An 18,760-nucleotide genomic window follows, 5' to 3' on the forward strand; every position below is an offset into this window, starting at 1 on the left:
GTAAGGAGGGGATTTAATGATTCAATTAGAACTTTTGTGGCAGTTACAAAAACATTATTTAGAACTTAATAAGTTAGAAAGAAAGTTGAAGAATTTAAACAAGAAAGACGAGATAGAAGAACTTAAGGTCAAAATACATCAATATGAATATGATTTGGAGAATAAAAAGACGAGATTAGAAGTAAACAATATGAAAATTAATAGGTATAATAGTAAAGTTAATCAATTGAAATATGAAGTTAAAGAAATTGAAGATAAATTATATAGCGGTAAAATTAGAGACATAAAACAACTGACTTATATGGAAAATGAAAATAAGAAAATAAAGGAAGAAATAGAAAAAATAGAAACTGAAATAATATTATTAATGGACGAAGTCGATAATCTTAAAGGTGAAATTGATGAAGTTGAAAAGACTTATGATGAACTAAAGAGAAACTTAAAACAAACAATTACTGAAAATGAGAATTTAATACAGAGGGTAGAAGCAGACATAAAAAAGGAAAAAGAGATAATCAAAGAAATATCAGCAGACATAGATGAAAACAGTTTGAAAAAATTCTATACATTATTAAAAAATAAAGGAAAGGCAGTAGTTGAGATAGAAGGAGATAAGTGTACAGGTTGTTATATGGCAGTCCCTCTATCAATATTATCAAAGCTAAAATATAGTAATAGTATTACTTATTGTGATAATTGTGGTAGGATTCTATATTATAAAAAGCAGGAGGAATAAAATGAAGAAGGCAATAATACACACAGATGGTGGTTCAAGAGGTAATCCTGGTTTTGCTGGTATTGGTGTTATTATATATGACGAATTAAATAATACAGTACTTGAGCTAAGTCAATATATTGGTGTTCAAACTAATAATGTTGCTGAATATAAAGCTTTGGTTAGAGCTTTGGAGCTAGCTTATGAGATGGGTATAAAAGATATTGAACTTTATATGGATAGTGAATTAGTAGTTAAACAAATAAAGGGTGAATATAAAGTTAAAAATGAAAGAATGAAACCATTCTATGAAATAGCAAGCTCTTTAATTAGCCAGTTTGATAATTTTAGTATATACCATGTTAGAAGAGAAAAAAATAAAAGAGCCGATGAGTTAGCAAATATAGCAATGGATACAAAAAGTATTAGCGTTAAAAGAAATAGCCTATAAAAGCTTAGCTATAATTACCATTTGACTAAGAGTATTTATTGTGTTATAGTATTCTTTGTCGGTGAAAAAAAGAATAACGAGTAAGTCAGACAGTCGCATGCGTTTAGCATGAGGAAAGTCCGAGCTCCACAGGGCAGGATGCTGGGTAATACCCAGTGGGGGCGACCCCAAGGATAGTGCAACAGAAATATACCGCCTGCTTTTGTAGGTAAGGGTGGAAAGGTGAGGTAAGAGCTCACCAGCAGCTAGGCGACTAGCTGGCTCTGTAAACCCCATCTGGAGCAAGACCAAGTTAGGGACATAAAAAGGTGGTGGCCCGTCACCGTCCCGATTGGTAGGTCGCTAGAGCCTATTGGCGACAATAGGCGTAGATAGATGACTGTCAAATACAGAACTCGGCTTATAGGCTTACTCGTTTTATTATCGTGAAAGCTCAAGGCTTATAGGCCTTGAGTTTTCTTGTAATATAAAAGCAGCAAGTTAAAAGGGAGTGATATTTGTGGAAAATGTTAAAAGGTTAATACCAGGTATTTTGTTTGTTTATTTGATATCATTTATTTCTATATTTATTAATGATTCTATAAAGCATATTGTGAATTTGGAAGCTTTAACTATAGGTATTATAATAGGGATTTTGTATAATAATTTATTAGAAACTAGAGAAATATTTAAACCAGGTATAAAATTCTCTGCAAAAAAGCTTTTAAAAGTAGGAATTATTTTACTAGGTTTTAAGCTTAACTTTAAGTCTTTATTAAATCTTGGGCCTAAAGTTATTTTAATGATAATAATATTTGTACCAAGTGTTTTAATAATTGCTTATTTTTTAGGTAAATTATTTAAGATGAATAATAAAATCCCTATACTTATAGGAGTTGGTTCCAGTATATGTGGAGCTTCTGCTATAGTGGCAATGGCTCCTTGTATAAACGCAGATGAAGATGATTCTGTAGTTGCAGTATCTATTATTAATTTTTTAGGAGCTATAGGAGTTTTGATGTATTCAGCTATAGCTTTAGCTTCAGGGATTAGTGATATTGAATATGGAATTTGGTCTGGAATGTCCCTTCAAGGAGTGGCTCATGCAATAGCAGCTGCTTTCGCTAGAGGAAGTGAAGCAGGAGAAATAGGTACATTTGTAAAAATGGGTAGAGTTGTAATGTTAATTCCTGTAGCTATGGTTCTAAGTTTCATATTTAATAAAAAAGAAAAGAGCTCTAGTGTAAAATTTCCTATGTATATTTTCTATTTTATAATAGCTGGTATAATAAGTTCATTAGGCATAATTCCAAATCAGCTCTCCATGATATTAGTAAAATTAAGTTCTACTTTTATACTTATGGCTATGGTCGGAATGGGGCTTTCTGTAGATTTAAAAGGCATTAAAGATAAAGGCCTAAAATCATTTTTATTTGGTTTAATTTTATTTTCTTTAATATCAATAACTACTAATTTTATAATTACAAAATTAATTTAAGTTTGTTGATAAAGAAGATAAAAAAATGATGCTCATGAAAAATAAATTAAGTAAGTTCAGGAGATGATAAAATGAGCAAAAATAAAATATTAGGTGCAATACTTGGCTTTTGTGTTGGAGATGCTCTTGGGGTACCTGTTGAATTTAAATCAAGAGAAGAATTAAAAAAAGAACCAGTTACAGATATGATTGGTTATGGAACTTATAATCAGCCACCAGGTACATGGTCAGATGATACTTCTTTAACTTTATGTTTAGTTGAGAGCTTATGTAATGGCTTGGATTTAGAAGATATAGGAGAAAGGTTTGTAAGATGGTATTATGATTCTTACTGGACACCGTACAATAAAACTTTTGATGTAGGCAATACAACAAAAGAAGCTATTATAAAAATTTCTAAAGGTGTAAGTCCTGAACAAGCTGGACTTGATGATGAACATTCAAACGGAAATGGCTCGCTTATGAGAGTGCTACCTTTAGCATTTTATTTAAAAAACTTTAAAGATGAAGAAAAATATAATGTAATATATAAAATTTCTTCGATTACACATAAACATTCAAGAAGTATTTTAGCTTGTAGTATATATGTAGAATATGCAATAAATCTTTTGAAAGGTTATTCAAAAAAGGAAGCCTATAAAAACATGAAAGAGAATATTATTAATTTCTATTCTAATACTGTTTTTAGAAACGAATTTGATTCATATAACAGGATATTAGAACACGATATTGCAAGACTAAAAAAAGAAGAAATAAAGTCAAGTGGTTATGTTGTAGATACTTTAGAGGCTGTATTTTGGTGTTTCTTAAATAGGGATGGATATAAAGAAATAGTTTTAACAGCTGTAAATCTAGGAAATGATACAGATACAATTGCAGCAATAACAGGTGGACTTGCAGGTATATATTATGGTATAGAAGCTATACCGAAAAAGTGGATAGATGCAGTTGCTAGGAAGAAAGACATAATTAAATTAGCTGAGAAATTTAGTGATAGCTTAAATATTAATAATATTTAAATAACAATTAATATGACAAGATATTAACTAATTTATGTTATAATATAACTATGTTAGAAATAGGGTAAAAAAAGTATTTTTCAAAATAATTTTAGTATAAATAAAACAATTTACTAAATAGAAGAGGGATTATTATGGTACTAATAAACAAGTTTCTAAAGAATAAGTTTGAAGATCCGTATATTTTAGTTTGTTCATCTAAATCACAGATGTTGTTTAGTAAAGATTTATTGGATAAAGAAGGTATAGAAAATGACTTAATTCCTACACCAAAAGGATTTGGTGGAGTATGTACAACAGCTATAAAGTTTGATAAGAAATTTGAACAAAAAGTAAGGGAAATAATAAAGAAAAATAATATTGAATATGAAGGGATTTATTCCTTAAAAGATAAATATAAGTACGATTTATCTGAAATATTTAATATGAATATTTCAGATACTTTTAAAGATATAGTAAAAAAAATAGAGGCTAATATAGAATTAAACAAGGAAGAAATAAAATATTTACTACAAGTAGAAAATGAAGAGTATAATGCATTAATTCGAGTAGCAGATATTATAAGAAAAGAATGTGTAGGGGATAGGATAGAAATAAGGGCTGCTATTGAATTCTCTAACTATTGTAAAAAGAATTGCAATTACTGTGGGGTTAGAAGAGATAATAAAATAAGAAGGTATAGAATGACCGAAGAAGAAATAATAAATGAGGTCGAGAAGTTATATAAAGTAGGTATAAAAACAGTAATATTACAATCTGGCGAAGACCCATATTATACAACTGACAAGTTATTATCAATAATTAAAGAAATAAAGCGAAAGTTTAGAATGGGTATTACTTTAAGTATAGGGGAAAGAGATGAAGAAGAATATAGACTATTTAGTGATGCAGGTGTTAATAATTATTTATTAAAAATAGAAACTGCAAGCAGAAGGTTATTTGAATTAATTCACCCTGATGATGATTACGATATTAGAGTAAAACATACTAGGCTTATAAAAGAAGCTGGAATGAGAGCAGGTTCTGGAGGAATGATAGGGTTACCTACTCAAACTATTGATGAAATAGCAGAAGATATTATATTCCAGAGAGATTTTGGTATTCATATGATAGGCTTTGGACCTTTCTTACCAGCTAAGGGGACACCATATGAGAATTGCAAACCAGGAGATCTTGAACTATCAATAAAAGTTGTAGCTGTAACTAGAATAGTATGTCAACATGTATTCTTGCCAGCTACAACAGCAATAGCTACATTACATCCAGATGGACAAACTCTAGCATTAAAAGCAGGTGCTAATACAATTATGCTTATTAGTACTCCTCCTAGTTTAAGAGATAACTATCAAATCTATTCAAATAAAAATATGGTTGATTTAAGTTTTGCAATAAAGTCGACAAGAGATGCGAAGAGAAAGCTTCCTAAGTATTTAAATTATGATTATTTAAGAGAATTAGGATATGAAATAGAAGAAGAATTAATATATTAAATGAAATATAAGATGAAAATAAAATGCGATTATGTCGCATTTTATTTTTTAGCTATAATTTCAGAAAATTAAAAATATTTAAAATAAAAAGAAATAAAAGCAGGAGATATTAAATATTTATAGAATATAAAAAAGAGTTACAAAAATTTAATAAAGGAGGTGTAATGTTAACAAATTTTAATATTTTTATTCAACAAATATTTATAAGGAGTGGTTAAATGAGAAATAGGAACATTTTAAGTATTGTCATCATAGTATTATTGTTTGTTATAGTTGCTTTTGTATCACCAAAGACACCTGATGGCGAAACCCCTCAATTTGGTTGGTTATCACTTTTACCACCATTATTAGCAATTGTTTTAGCTTTTATAACTAAGCAGGTATTGTTGTCATTGTTCTTAGGTATTTTTATTGGTTCAGTAATGTTAAATGGTGGAAATATTTTCTATGGGTTCCTAAGAACATTGGACGATTTTGTAGTTAAATCTGTTGCTGATACATGGAATGCAGCGATATTAATATTTACATTAAGTATAGGTGGTATGATAGGCGTTGTAGGGAAAATGGGAGGAACTAAAGCTATTGCTGAAGCATTAGCTAAAAAAGCTAAGACTGTGCGTAGTGCACAAATAGTAACTTGGCTTATGGGAATTATAGTTTTCTTTGACGATTATGCAAATACTCTTATAGTAGGTCCAACAATGAGACCTTTAACTGACAAGTTAAAAATATCAAGAGAAAAATTAGCTTATATAGTAGACTCAACAGCAGCTCCAGTAACAGGTATGGCATTAATTTCAACTTGGATAGGATATGAAATTGGTCTTATTAAAGATGCTTATGAAAGTTTAGGTATACAAGCTAATATATATGAGGTATTTTTCAAAACAATACCTTATAGGTTTTATAGTATATTTGCATTACTATTAGTTTTCATTATAGCTTTAAAATTAAAAGATTTTGGTCCTATGTATAAAGCAGAAAAAAGAGCTAGACTAACAGGAAAAGTGTTGGCTGATGATGCTAAACCTATGGCTAGCGATGAAATTACTAAAATGGAACTTAAAGAAGGAATTAAGCTTAGAGCATCAAATGCGATAGTACCGATTCTTACTTTAATAATAGTTGCATTTTTTGGACTTTGGTATAATGGATATACTTATAGTGAAGGTGTAAACTGGTATGATATAAGAACTTGTTTCGGTAATGCAGATGCCAGTGTTGTATTAGTTTGGGCTTCAATAGTTGCAAGTATAGTTGCAATTGTTATGGCAACATCTCAGAAAATATTATCTTTAGGAGAAGCATTAGAATCTTGGATTAATGGTTCTAAATCATTATTAATTACATGTATTATATTAGTATTAGCATGGTCATTAGGTAGTGTTACAAGTTCAGTTGGTACTGCAGATTTTCTTGTAAATGCTGTGTCAGATAAATTACCAGCAGGAATATTACCAATTATTGTATTTTTGATTTCTTGTGTTGTTGCATTTGCAACTGGAACATCATGGGGAACTATGGCAATAGTAATTCCATTAGCTTTACCACTTGCTAATAGTTATGTTGTAGCTGGAACAGGAGCTTCAAACTTATTAATTGCTACACTAGGAGCAGTTTTAACTGGATCAATTTTCGGAGACCACTGTTCACCAATTTCAGATACGACAATTATGTCATCTATGGCTTCTGCATCAGACCATATAGACCATGTTAAGACTCAGATACCATATTCTTTAACAGCAGCTGGGATTGCTATAATAGGTTATATCATAGTTGGAGTATTTAAACTAAATCCAATAGTATCTCTTGTAGTTGGTGTAGCGCTTCTAGTAGGTATAGTACATTTCTTTGGTAAGAGTACAGCTGAAGAAGATTTACTTTTAGAAGCGAATGAAAGTGCCGAATAAAAAATAAAGCCATTGGTATTTTGCCAATGGCTTTCTAATATCCTTTTTTTAAGTCAACTATATTAATTAACTTTTCACCATTGATATATCTTTTCATGTTTTCATATATAACGTTATATCTTCTTTCATTTCTCATTTCTGAAACCCAAGAATTATGTGGAGTTATTATAACATTATCTAAGTCCCATAAAGGGTTATTTTTGCTTAAAGGTTCATTTTCAAAAACATCTAATGCTGCAAATCTTATTTTTCCATTTTTTAAGTATTTAATTAAGTCAGCTTCATTTATTATGCTACCACGAGAAACATTTACAATATATACACCATCTTTCATTATTTTAAATTTGCTTTCATTAAGTAAATGATGAGTTTTTTCTGTGTATGGAATAGTAAGGACTAAAATATCACATAAACTTAAAAAGTAGTCAAATTCGGAAATACTAAAGCATTTATCAAAGTGTTCTACACTTCTACCGGTAGTGTTTAACCCGTATATATTTACCTCAAAGCCTGTAAGTCTTTTTGCTGATTCATATGCAATGCTTCCAGTTCCAATAAAACCTATTGTTTTTCCATAAAGCTCTATAATAGAAGTATCAATTTTCCAAAGTTTACTATTCTGTTTTTTGTAGAAACTCTTGCTTCTTTTTAGCATTTCTAGTATTTTTAATACAACCCATTCACCCATGGGGATACTATATCCACCTTTATTATTGGTTAACAAAATTTGTTTTTCTAATAAATATTGTTTAGGAACTTGATCTATACCAATACTTGATAATTGAATCCATTTTAGCTTATGTAACTTAGTGATATCTAAAAAGTTGAAAGGATTATAGCATACAAGAACTTCTATGTCTTTTATTTTTTCATTATAGGATAGTTCTTGTTCTTTTATATACACAATTTCATAGCCTAAATCTTCGATTTTTTTCATCTTTTCTTCGCCATAGTTATAAGTAAATAAGACTTTTACCATAATTCACCACCTTTATAATATACTTTGTATATATTATATCAGAATATTTTGATAAAGTTTATCATTATTTTAAGAAGTATTACCGAGAAAATATTCCTTTAAATTACAAAACAAGACAATTTTCATTGAAGGGAAAATATATTACGATAGAGAATAAGTGATAAGATACTAAAAGATAGGGGGGTTAGCTTTGCAATTAAACTTTTATGTAACAGGTAAAACTTTAGTTGTAGGCTTTAGTGGGGAGTTAGATCATCATACTGCAGAAAATATTAGGAAAGAGATAGATAATTATTATGATGAAAAAATGTTAAAAAATATTGTTTTGGATTTAGATAATTTAAATTTTATGGACAGCTCTGGTATTGGTTTAATTCTAGGAAGATATAAAAAAGCTATGAATAATGATGGGAAATTATTACTAGTAAATGCAAGTGCCAGAGTTAAAAAAATTTTAGAAATGTCAGGAATAACAAAGATAATCAAAATTTATGATTCTGTTAATAATGCTTTAGACAATATATAAAGGGGTGTTTTGTATGCAAGATAATTACATGAAATTAGAAATACCAAGTAAATCACAAAATGAGGCTTTTGCTAGAGTAGTAGTAGCTTCATTCGCATCTCAATTAGACCCTACTATTGAAGAATTAGCTGATGTTAAAACAGCAGTATCAGAGGCTGTTACAAACGCAATAATTCATGGTTATGAAAATAAAATGGGGATTATAACTATAGAATGTAGAATAATAAAAAATAAATTGGAAATAATTGTTGAGGACAAGGGTAAAGGGATAGAAGATATAGAGAAAGCAATGGAACCTTTTTATACCTCAAGGCCTGAAATGGAGAGATCAGGTATGGGATTTACAGTAATGGAAACTTTTATGGATGAGCTAAAAGTACAATCTGAAGTAGGTAAAGGTACTATAGTAAAGATGGTAAAAGTATTTAAAAGTATATCACCTGAGGGGTAGATAATATGAGCACTAGTACGTTGAGAAAAACCTCAACTGAATTGCTTAGTCATGAAGAAACTATTAAGCTAATAAAAAAAGCACAAGCTGGTGATAAAGAAGCACAGGCAATACTTGTAGATCATAATCTTGGATTAGTTAGAAGTGTATTAAAAAGATTTAATAATAGAGGATACGATACAGAAGATTTATTTCAATTAGGTTGTATTGGTTTAATTAAAGCAATTCAAAAATTTGAACCTAAATATGAAGTTAGATTTTCTACATATGCAATTCCTATGATTGTAGGTGAGATAAAGAGGTTTTTAAGAGATGATGGAATAATAAAGGTTAGCCGCTCACTTAAACAAACTGCGACAAAAGTTAAATTAGCAAAAGAAAAGCTAACAAAAAAATTAGGTAGAGAACCAACTATAAACGAGATATGTGATGAAGTAAAAATAGATAAAGAAGAAGTTGTTATGGCTTTAGATTCTAATTATCAGCCTGATTATTTGTATGATGTAATACACCACGACGATGGTTCACCAATTCATTTGATAGATAAAATTGGCAATAATGAGTCTGAAGATTTAGAAGTACTAGATAGAATTGTTCTTAAACAGGCTTTAAGTCAACTTGAACCTAGAGAAAGACAGATTATTATAATGAGATATTTTAAAGATAAAACACAGACCGAAATTGCTGAAATGCTTGGAATATCACAAGTTCAAGTTTCAAGAATAGAAAAAAGAGTTTTACAAAATATGAGAAATTATCTTAATAGGCATCAAACTTAGATGCCTATTTTTTTGTATTAAAAAAAAGATTGAAGCAAATAATAAGATATGTAAAAGAAATGGAGTGGTTGCATGAAAAGATATTTTAAAATTATTATTTGCTTATTTTTATTTATTGTACTTGCTACTTTTGGTTGGTATATATTTTTAAGTAATAAGTCAATGAAGCAAATTCCTAAAAGAGCTAAGTTAGTTCTAAATGAAAATATTGATGATAATGGGGTGATATACTATAAAAAATACTAATGTATATTTATTTTTTAAAACAAAAGTTACAAAAGAAAAGCAAGAGTCAGTAAGAATAAAAGATATTGCTGATGTTTACTGTGAGGATGTAAACTTACAAAAAGCAATACTAGACATTAAGCTAATTAAAACACCTAACGATAAGAAGTTTGTGAAAATATCTGTACTTGAAGTAATCAAAAAGATAGAGTCCGAATATAAAGAACTGAATATATCAACATTTGGAGTAGATGAAGTTTTAGTAGATATAAATATTAGTGACTCAAATAAGTTTTTCCAATTGATTAAAGTATTTTTAATATCTTTGATTCTTTTTATCGGGGCAGGTCTTGCTATAATAAATTTTCATGCTGATGTAAATATGGAAAAATCGCATAAGATAATATACTATCTTATAACTGGGGAAAAAACTGATAAACCACTAACATTACAGATATCATATTCTTTGGGCATTGGTATTGGTATGGCCATTTTTTTAAACCAATTTGGTAAGCAAGGGAAAAAAGAGCCTAGTCCATTAGAAATAGAAATGTATAAATATAAGAAAGATATAGATGATTATAAGATGAATAACAAAAATAAAAGTTAGTTTGAAAAATATGGTGATGAAAATGTCAAATTTTGTTCTTTTAATATTAATAGGATTTTCAGGAGGCATTGTAATTGGAAGTGCTTTTATTGCAGTTATCGTATTATTAAATATAATTCCAAGATTGGCTCAAATGTCTCATACAGATGAGTTTATTAATATTTATGAGAAAGTTATGATTTTATCAGTTGTATTAATTACATTATTAGATTTTTTTGATGTTACGTTAAAGATAAGTAAGATTTACTTAGTTCCAATCGGATTAATAATGGGAATTTTTATTGGGATTTTAGCAGCTGCACTAGCTGAAGTTATTAATGTAGTAGCTGTTTTTGAAAGAAGAGTTAAAATTAAAGATTATATTATTTATATTTTAATAGCTATAGCTTTGGGTAAAACTGTAGGTTCATTAATACAATGGTTGGTTTTAGAAAGATAAGGTGATGAAATGGTAAAGGATATTTCGAAATATTATAAGGAGTTAGGTAAAAGTATTTTTAAAGAAAATATAAATGAAAGTGAATTAAGATATCAAGAAAATGAAATATATTCTGACGATTTAATATCAAAAAGTGAATTCTTTAAAAAAATAAATCAAATTAAGTAAAGGGGTGATTCTATGGATAAGATTAATCCTAAGGATTACAACAAATATGTTCAGGAGAAAATCCCGAAACCAACATTTTTAAAAAATTGTCTTTGGGCTTTTTTTGTTGGAGGGCTTATTTGTACTTTTGGTCAGTTTGTAACAAATTTCTATAAAAGTATAGGACTTGATAAAGAAGGAGTATCAGCAGCAACAGCGATTACTCTAGTTTTTCTTGGAGCATTTTTTACTGGTTTAGGACTGTATGATAAGTTGGGGAAAACAGCAGGAGCAGGGTCTATTGTGCCAATAACAGGTTTTGCTAATTCTATTGTATCACCTGCAATGGAATTTAAGAGAGAAGGATTTATATTTGGAGTAGCAGCTAAAATGTTTACAGTAGCTGGTCCAGTTCTTGTATATGGATATGGGAGTTCAGTTATAGTAGGGTTAATATATTATTTAATTAAAAAGTAAGGAGGTGTAGAATTGGCTGTAAAGAAAATAGGAAAGCAAACAGTAAAATTTGAAAACCCACCTTCTATAATATCAACTTATAGTATTGTTGGTCCAAAGGAAGGGGATGGACCACTTAAAGAATATTTTGACTATATTTTAGAAGATGATTTATGTGGTCAAAAAACTTGGGAAAAGTGTGAATCTAAAATTCTTGAAGATGCTATAAAAATGGCAATAAAAAATGCACAACTAGCTGAAACAGAAGTTGAGTATGTTTTAGCTGGAGATTTACTAAATCAAATTATATCTTCTTCATATGCAGTAAGGAATCTAGCTATACCTTATTTTGGTTTATATGGTGCTTGTTCGACAATGGCAGAAAGTCTAAGTTTAGGTTCAATGTTAGTAGATGGAGGATATGCTGATTATCTTGTTTGTGCTACATCAAGTCATTTTTGTACTGCTGAAAGGCAATTTAGATTTCCTCTGGAGTTAGGAAATCAAAGACCACCAACTTCACAATGGACTGTTACGGGAGCTGGAGCAGCAGTTTTATCTTCAAATGGACTAGGTCCATATATAACTCATGTTACAACTGGAAAGGTAATAGATGCCGGTATTAAGGATGTAAATAATATGGGAGCAGCAATGGCTCCAGCAGCAGCAGATACTATAATACAGCATTTTAAGGATACAGGTTATAGAATAGATGATTATGACATGGTGATAACTGGAGATTTAGCTAAAATAGGTAAAGAAATAGCTGAGGAATTTATAACTAAAGCTGGTTATGATATTTCAGGCATATTTACTGACTGTGGAATTGAAATATTTGATCATGAAAGACAAGATACTCATGCAGGAGGTAGCGGATGTGGCTGTTCAGCTGTAGTATTTTGTGGGTATATTTACAAATTACTTAAAAATGGAACTTTGAATAGAGTGTTACTAGTTTCAACTGGAGCATTACATTCAACGACAAGTACACAGCAAGGAGAGTCAATCCCGGGAATAGCTCATGCAGTTACTATTAGCAACACAAGGGAATAGGAGGGTTCTCTAATGGATTATTTAAGAGCATTTATAGTTGGAGGTTTAATTTGTGTTATTGGACAATTGTTAATGGATGGAACCAAGTTGACGCCTGCACATGTGTTGGTAGCATTTGTTACATCAGGAGTAATATTGACTGCTATAGGTATATATGAGCCAATAGTAAATATTGGAGGAGCAGGAGCTACTGTACCATTACCAGGTTTTGGTTATGCGTTGGCAAAAGGTGTTTTTAAAGCAGTAGATAAAGATGGTTTAATAGGTATCTTTACTGGTGGTATTCAAGCTACTGCAGGAGGCGTGTCAGCAGCAATATTTTTCGGTTATATAATGTCTTTAATTTTTAACCCTAAATCAAAAAGCTAATAATTGGAAGTGATATTTTGAAAAGGAAAGTTATTTTAGTCACAGATGGAGATATTAATGCACGAAGAGCAGTTGAGATTGCAACTGCTAGGATAGGAGGAAGGTGTATTTCTAGGTCTGCTGGAAATCCAACTCCTTTGTCGGGTGAAGAGATTATTGAATTAGTAAAGATAGCAAAATATGATCCAGTTATTGTTATGGTTGATGATAAAGGTAATCCCAACCAAGGACAAGGAGAACAAGTTATAGAAGAGATACTTAAAAGTGATGAGATAGAGGTTTTAGGTGTCATAGCTGTAGCTTCAAATACTGAAGGTGTTGACGGTGTTGCAGTAGATTTTTCAATTAATTCTAAAGGGGAAAAAATAGAAAAAGCAGTTAATAAATGTGGTACAGAAACTAATAGTAAAGTTCTATATGGGGATACTGTAGATGTTCTAAATAAATATAAAGTACCAGTTGTAGTAGGAATTGGGGATATAGGTAAAATGAATGGGAAGGATGATTCAAAACTAGGAGCACCTATTTTGACTAAAGCAATAGAAGAGATATTAAAATTAACTGAACAAGGTGATAGTAATGAAAACATATGATGAAAGAATAAGTTACATTTCTGAAAAGATAGGTGTAGGAAAAAGTTTTGATGCTGTTAGGAGAGATTTTGAAGTAGCTGGCAAAAATGCCTCTCTTTTTTTTATAGACGGATTTGTAAAAGATGAACTAATGATATGGATAATAAAAAGGCTGCAAGAAGTTAGTAGAGAAGAAATAGTACCAAATACTTTGACTAAGTTAATTAAAAGAAAAATATCATATATTGAGTGTGATAGCAGTGAAGATTTAGAGGAAATTCAATATTCTTTACTATCAGGTTCTGCGGTACTGTTTATTGAAGATTTAAAAGAAGCATTAATAATTGATGTGCGAACTTATCCAGCAAGAGGACCTGAAGAACCAGATTTAGAAAAAGTTACGAGAGGTTCTAGGGACGGTTTCGTTGAAACTATTGTTTTTAATACTGCTTTAATAAGAAGAAGGATAAGAGATCCAAACTTGCGTTTTGAATTATATAAAGTTGGTAAAAGATCTCAAAATGATGTAGTTATTGGTTATATTGAAGATATTACAAATAAAGATTTAGTTGATAGTCTTAGAGAAAAAATAAAGAGTATAGATATTGATTCATTAGTAATGGCCGAAAAGAGCCTAGAGGAATTTATTTTAGGTAGAAATTTAAATCCATTTCCTCAAGCAAAATTTACTGAAAGACCAGATGTAGCTGCAGCACATTTATTAGAGGGGCATATAGTAGTTTTAGTTGATACAACTCCTAGTGTAATGATATTACCTGTAAGTGTCTTTCATTTTACACAACATGCAGAAGATTACTATCAAAATCCTATTATTGGAACGTATATAAGATGGATAAGATTTTTAGCTATTATTTTATCATATCTTTTACCTTCATTGTGGCTATTATTAACTAAGAATAAGTCTGTTTTACCTGAATTTTTAAAGTTTATTGGACCTAAGGAGTCAGGAACAATACCTTTATTATTTCAATTTTTAATATTAGAGATTGGTTTAGATATGTTAAGAATAGCATCAATTCATACACCAAATGCATTAACAACATCTCTTGGCATTATAGGAGCATTGCTCTTAAGCGATTTTGCAATCAAAGTTGGTTGGTTTATACCAGAAACAGTTTTATATGGGGCAATTGCTGGTATAGGAATGTTTGCAACTCCAAGTATTGAATTTGCTATGGCGATTAGAATATTTAGATTAATATTGCTAATTTTGACTGGATTATTTAGTACGATTGGTTTTGTAATAGGTATTTCTATATTTTTAATTACTTTACTAAGAACAAAATCTTTTGGTGGTATTAATTATACTTGGCCATTAATACCATTTAACGGTAAAGCACTATCTACAGTATTAACTAGAAAACCTATTCCTGAAGTATATCAAAGACCTGATTTTCTTAGAGCAAAAGATAAAGATAAGATGAAAGTTGATAAAAAATAAAGAGGCTAAAAAGCCTCTTTAATCATTAATATTATTTTCTGTGTTATTTTCTTGAGTTTGTTTATTTTCTTGGTTATCTTCGGATTCATTTTCATTTGTGTTTTGTTCTGTATTATTGAAGAACCATTTATTTAACCAATCTTTAAAACTGCTTTCTTCATTGTGAACATCACATACTTCCGTTGGTAATGTGTATTGATAATCCATTGGAATATAACCATCATTTTCTTCTGGTATATAAGGAACGCTTCTCTTAATAAATACTCTTTTTTCAACTAGTTCTGGCGGACAGAATTTATTTGCTAATTTATTTGTGCTTGTGTCGATTAAGGCTTCTACATGAACATCACAAAACTCAGTTGGTTCTGTGCCTTTTATAAATATTTCTGATCTTACAGTACTTCCTCTTGGATCTCTTTCACATAAATCTGTTGCTAGTTTACCAGATTCTGTACAAATATTTCTAACAACAAATCCTTGAGGTCTAACAAAGTCTTTAGGTTCAAAACCATCATGGATTTCTTTCATGATATTTTTCCATAAGATAGAAGCTATTTTACTACCTTGTGATAGTTTGACTCCTGGATTGTCATTACCTATCCAAACACCACCGATATAATATGGGGTATATCCAATGAACCAAGCATCTGCTTTATTTTGTGTTGTACCAGTCTTACCTGCAACTGGTATTGTTGTGTTGTATTGATAAAGTTGAGCTCTCCAACCGGTACCTCTTGTTACAACCCCTTTTAGAATATCAGTCATAAGATATGCTACTTGTGGTGTAACAACTCTGTTTTTAAGAGCTTTGTTTTCATATATAACATTTCCATCTCTGTCAACAATTTTTGTAAAAGCAATCGGTTCAATATAAATACCTTGATTTGCAATAGCAGCATAAGCTTTAGTCATATCTAATGGTGTAAACCCTTTTGATAAACCTCCAAGGGCAAGTGAAGCTAAATTTTCGTCATTTACTCTTCTGTTTTCACTTCTTGATACGAAGTTGTCTTTACTTGGATCAGTTTCATTAATTATACCCAGTCTAGTTAAATACTCAATTGAAGTATCGATGCCTATATCTTCTAATACTTTTACTGCTATAACATTAACTGATTGTTCCACAGCTTCTCTTAGAGTAGTTAAACCTAAGAAATCATCATCTTTTCTTTTTTCTCCATATTTAGTTTTACCATACCAGTTATCAGGCCATAAGTTTCCTTTGCTGTCATAGTGTGGAATATCATCAATTACTGTAGCGGCAGTATAACCATTATCTAAAGCTGGTAAATAAACTGCTATTGGTTTAATAGCAGAACCAGGCTGTCTTTGTGAATGAACAGCTCTGTTAAGGACTTTATTACCTTTTACATTTCTCCCGCCAACCAGAGCTTTTATTTCACCTGTTCTATAATCCATAATTACTACAGCAGACTGTGGTTGTACAATACCTGTTTTATTAATATAAAAATATTTTGGATTAATTAAAAGGTTTTTATTTTCATCAAATTTATAAAAATCCTTATTTTGATTTAGGAAACTACTTTTAATAACTACTCTTTTCTTTTTATCTATATAATAATTTTCTTTTGAAATATCAAGAGAACCAACAGTGTGTGTAACAAGATTTTTATTGCTATCAATAGTATAATAATCTGTTATATCTACAGTTTTTGGATATACGTTTAACTTCTTATTTTTTATTACTAGATTACCATCAGAAAAATCATAAGTTCCATTTTCGATAATCAAATTATAATCTTTATCTAATAGATTTTCTTTTTTGTAAAGTATAACTCTTTTATAGCTATCTAGCACATTTCCATACTTATCTTTTGACCAGCTTATTAATACAGGTCCATTAACTTTAGATGTATCTCCTACTACAATATTAATGAAATTGTCATAAATTTTTTCTACTTTATGCTGCATATTAATATCCATAGTAGAATATATTTTTAAACCGCCTGTATATAACTCTCTTTTAGCTTCTTCCTTTGTATATCCTAACTTATTTACTAAAGTATCTAAAACTTGCTCTTTTACATAATCAGTAAAGTATGATGAAATACCTTTGATTTTTTTCTGCCCTGGTTTTATAGCTTTCTTTATATCTTCATTAAGTGCTTTTTGATATTCTTCTTCAGTAATATAGTTTTGTTCTTTCATTAGTTTTAGTACTAATCTTTGTCTCTCTAGAGCTTTGTTGTTAAAAACAGCGGTATATTTTGTTCCATATATATCATATTCTCCAATGATATAATATTTATCTTTGTCAACATTCTCTGATTTTAATAAAATGTATGGAGAATAGATTGTTGGACTTTTTGGTATACCAGCTAATAATGCACTTTCTGCTAGAGTCAATTCATTAACATTTTTTGAAAAATAAGTTTGAGCAGCTTCTTGAATTCCAAAAGCGCCTTTGCCTAAGTCAACAGTATTAAGGTATAGTTTTAGAATCTGATCTTTTGTTAGATGTCTTTCAATTTGTATTGCTATATAAGCTTCTTTGATTTTTCTAGTAAGCTTTTTTTCGCGATTTAAATATACATTTTTTGCAAGCTGCTGAGTTATTGTGCTTCCACCTTGCACAATTTCTCTTGCTTTTAAGTCTTCAATTAAAGCACCGATTATCCTTATAAAATCTATACCTATATGTTTTCTAAATCTAGCATCTTCTATAGCAATAAAAGCATTTTCTAAATAATCAGGGATTTCATCAAGATCTTCTATTATTGTTCTGTATTCTTGAGTTTCAATTTTTTCAATTAGATTTCCATTCTTATCTAAAATGACTGAATTTTCACTTAAGAGAGAATCAATTTTTGTTGGGTCAATTTTTGGTGTGTTTTTAATAACTGCAAATACAAGGCCTCCAATAGAACCAACAGTAATAAATGCTACCAATAATAGAACAATTAGTATGAATTTTAGGATGCTGAGCTTTTTCTTCTTTTTAGATCTTTTTTTGTTTTCTGCCATAACATTACCTCCTTTAAAATGAGGGCACCAACATCAAAGTTAATTATAACATATAAACAAAAGTTTGTTAAATTAGAGTAGGTTATACTTAAAAATGTTGTTGTTCTAATAAAGTGTTGTGTAACCTAAAAACTATATAAACATATTATACTAATGAAAAAACACAGGAAGAAAGGAGGTCAAAAAATGGATAATAAAAAATTAAATTTTGATTATATGTTTAATAGAATATTATATGATGATATTATTATTAATAAATTTAATGAATTTCTTGAAAAATATGCAGATAAGTCTGATAAATATATTTATCAAGAAATAGAAAGAGTTCAAAAAGAAGTTCCTGATGCAGTTAAAGTAAGGCACATTAAAAATCTTGAAGCAATTTCTAAATTTGAAGGATTTGTAACAGAAGATATTAAAAGAGAAATTGAAAAACTAAAAAGGTTAATAAATGTAGACTCCTCAGAAAATGAAAAAATATCAAATAGAGAACTAGAAAGCCAATTTTTTAGCCCTTCGAGTCTGTTGTTATGGTTCTTGTTGCTAGTAATAATATACAGGAGAAGAAGATATCGTAGACCATATCACAGAAGACCTTATAGATATCATTAGAATAGATTCTAAAATGCAACGAGTGTATTTGAA

General features: G+C 29.7%; 21 protein-coding genes and 1 other RNA gene. 20 read left to right on the forward strand and 2 right to left on the reverse strand.

Features of this window, described 5'->3' with window-relative positions:
* The first annotated feature begins 16 nt into the window (after nucleotides 1-16).
* From BFN48_RS02845 to BFN48_RS02875, 7 genes are all read left to right on the forward strand, one after another.
* Nucleotides 17-736, forward strand: a complete 720-nt coding sequence (locus BFN48_RS02845) for a zinc ribbon domain-containing protein (protein ID WP_069649349.1) — start codon at nucleotides 17-19, stop codon at nucleotides 734-736.
* Between the two features lies 1 nt (nucleotide 737).
* A complete protein-coding gene (locus BFN48_RS02850; RefSeq protein WP_069649350.1) occupies nucleotides 738-1,166 on the forward strand; it encodes a ribonuclease HI family protein in 429 nt (142 codons plus the stop codon).
* Nucleotides 1,167-1,243: 77 nt separating this feature from the next.
* Nucleotides 1,244-1,585: RNase P RNA component class A (gene rnpB / locus BFN48_RS02855), an RNA gene on the forward strand.
* Between the two features lie 80 nt (nucleotides 1,586-1,665).
* On the forward strand, nucleotides 1,666-2,643 hold the full coding sequence (locus BFN48_RS02860) for a YeiH family protein (RefSeq protein ID WP_069649351.1): 978 nt from the start codon (nucleotides 1,666-1,668) through the stop codon (nucleotides 2,641-2,643).
* Between the two features lie 71 nt (nucleotides 2,644-2,714).
* Nucleotides 2,715-3,662, forward strand: a complete 948-nt coding sequence (locus tag BFN48_RS02865; protein ID WP_069649352.1) for an ADP-ribosylglycohydrolase family protein — start codon at nucleotides 2,715-2,717, stop codon at nucleotides 3,660-3,662.
* Between the two features lie 134 nt (nucleotides 3,663-3,796).
* Nucleotides 3,797-5,152 (forward strand): [FeFe] hydrogenase H-cluster radical SAM maturase HydE, encoded by a 1,356-nt coding sequence (gene hydE, locus BFN48_RS02870; protein ID WP_069649353.1) that lies wholly within the window; start codon nucleotides 3,797-3,799, stop codon nucleotides 5,150-5,152.
* A 218-nt stretch (nucleotides 5,153-5,370) separates the two neighbouring features.
* Nucleotides 5,371-7,062 carry a Na+/H+ antiporter NhaC family protein gene (locus tag BFN48_RS02875; protein ID WP_069649354.1) on the forward strand — a complete coding sequence of 564 codons (1,692 nt, stop codon included), beginning with the start codon at nucleotides 5,371-5,373 and terminating at the stop codon, nucleotides 7,060-7,062.
* Between the two features lie 34 nt (nucleotides 7,063-7,096).
* Here BFN48_RS02875 and BFN48_RS02880 read toward each other — a convergent pair whose 3' ends face one another.
* The gene (locus BFN48_RS02880) at nucleotides 7,097-8,041 is read right to left on the reverse strand and encodes a phosphoglycerate dehydrogenase (protein ID WP_069649355.1); all 945 of its coding nucleotides are present in this window, start codon (nucleotides 8,039-8,041) and stop codon (nucleotides 7,097-7,099) included.
* Between the two features lie 190 nt (nucleotides 8,042-8,231).
* Here BFN48_RS02880 and spoIIAA point away from each other — a divergent pair, with 190 nt between their 5' ends.
* The 12 genes from spoIIAA (at nucleotide 8,232) to BFN48_RS02930 (ending at nucleotide 15,130) form a co-directional block, all read left to right on the forward strand.
* Nucleotides 8,232-8,567: an anti-sigma F factor antagonist gene (gene spoIIAA, locus BFN48_RS02885; protein WP_069649356.1), complete on the forward strand. Its 336-nt coding sequence runs from the start codon at nucleotides 8,232-8,234 to the stop codon at nucleotides 8,565-8,567.
* Between the two features lie 13 nt (nucleotides 8,568-8,580).
* Nucleotides 8,581-9,018, forward strand: a complete 438-nt coding sequence (spoIIAB, locus tag BFN48_RS02890; RefSeq protein ID WP_069649357.1) for an anti-sigma F factor — start codon at nucleotides 8,581-8,583, stop codon at nucleotides 9,016-9,018.
* A gap of 5 nt (nucleotides 9,019-9,023) precedes the next feature.
* A complete protein-coding gene (gene sigF, locus BFN48_RS02895; protein ID WP_069649358.1) occupies nucleotides 9,024-9,797 on the forward strand; it encodes an RNA polymerase sporulation sigma factor SigF in 774 nt (257 codons plus the stop codon).
* Between the two features lie 72 nt (nucleotides 9,798-9,869).
* The gene (locus BFN48_RS12360) at nucleotides 9,870-10,043 is read left to right on the forward strand and encodes a hypothetical protein (protein WP_176718800.1); all 174 of its coding nucleotides are present in this window, start codon (nucleotides 9,870-9,872) and stop codon (nucleotides 10,041-10,043) included.
* 55 nt (nucleotides 10,044-10,098) lie between these two features.
* Nucleotides 10,099-10,632 carry a stage V sporulation protein AA gene (locus BFN48_RS02900; protein ID WP_242863208.1) on the forward strand — a complete coding sequence of 178 codons (534 nt, stop codon included), beginning with the start codon at nucleotides 10,099-10,101 and terminating at the stop codon, nucleotides 10,630-10,632.
* A gap of 22 nt (nucleotides 10,633-10,654) precedes the next feature.
* Complete coding sequence (locus BFN48_RS02905; RefSeq protein WP_176718801.1) at nucleotides 10,655-11,071, forward strand: stage V sporulation protein AB; 417 nt, start codon at nucleotides 10,655-10,657, stop codon at nucleotides 11,069-11,071.
* A 9-nt stretch (nucleotides 11,072-11,080) separates the two neighbouring features.
* Nucleotides 11,081-11,239: a hypothetical protein gene (locus BFN48_RS12365; protein ID WP_176718802.1), complete on the forward strand. Its 159-nt coding sequence runs from the start codon at nucleotides 11,081-11,083 to the stop codon at nucleotides 11,237-11,239.
* A gap of 12 nt (nucleotides 11,240-11,251) precedes the next feature.
* Entirely contained in the window at nucleotides 11,252-11,695 is a 444-nt protein-coding gene (spoVAC, locus tag BFN48_RS02910; RefSeq protein ID WP_069649360.1) for a stage V sporulation protein AC, read from the forward strand.
* 12 nt (nucleotides 11,696-11,707) lie between these two features.
* Nucleotides 11,708-12,727 carry a stage V sporulation protein AD gene (gene spoVAD, locus BFN48_RS02915; protein WP_069649361.1) on the forward strand — a complete coding sequence of 340 codons (1,020 nt, stop codon included), beginning with the start codon at nucleotides 11,708-11,710 and terminating at the stop codon, nucleotides 12,725-12,727.
* Between the two features lie 12 nt (nucleotides 12,728-12,739).
* Nucleotides 12,740-13,096, forward strand: a complete 357-nt coding sequence (gene spoVAE / locus BFN48_RS02920) for a stage V sporulation protein AE (protein ID WP_069649362.1) — start codon at nucleotides 12,740-12,742, stop codon at nucleotides 13,094-13,096.
* Nucleotides 13,097-13,113: 17 nt separating this feature from the next.
* Complete coding sequence (gene spoVAEA, locus BFN48_RS02925; protein WP_083238754.1) at nucleotides 13,114-13,689, forward strand: stage V sporulation protein SpoVABEA; 576 nt, start codon at nucleotides 13,114-13,116, stop codon at nucleotides 13,687-13,689.
* Nucleotides 13,676-15,130, forward strand: coding sequence for a spore germination protein (locus tag BFN48_RS02930; protein ID WP_069649364.1), 1,455 nt, complete (start codon nucleotides 13,676-13,678; stop codon nucleotides 15,128-15,130). Before spoVAEA ends, BFN48_RS02930 begins: the two co-directional genes overlap by 14 nt.
* Before the next feature lie 18 nt (nucleotides 15,131-15,148).
* On the opposite strand, the gene BFN48_RS02935 is transcribed toward BFN48_RS02930, so the two are convergent.
* Complete coding sequence (locus BFN48_RS02935; RefSeq protein WP_069649365.1) at nucleotides 15,149-18,115, reverse strand: penicillin-binding protein 1A; 2,967 nt, start codon at nucleotides 18,113-18,115, stop codon at nucleotides 15,149-15,151.
* A 186-nt stretch (nucleotides 18,116-18,301) separates the two neighbouring features.
* On the opposite strand from BFN48_RS02935, the gene BFN48_RS02940 reads away from it, so the two are divergent.
* A complete protein-coding gene (locus BFN48_RS02940; RefSeq protein ID WP_069649366.1) occupies nucleotides 18,302-18,727 on the forward strand; it encodes a hypothetical protein in 426 nt (141 codons plus the stop codon).
* Nucleotides 18,728-18,760: the final 33 nt, after the last annotated feature.

It is taken from the genome of Caloranaerobacter ferrireducens, assembly GCF_001730685.1.
GTDB lineage: Bacteria > Bacillota > Clostridia > Tissierellales > Thermohalobacteraceae > Caloranaerobacter > Caloranaerobacter ferrireducens.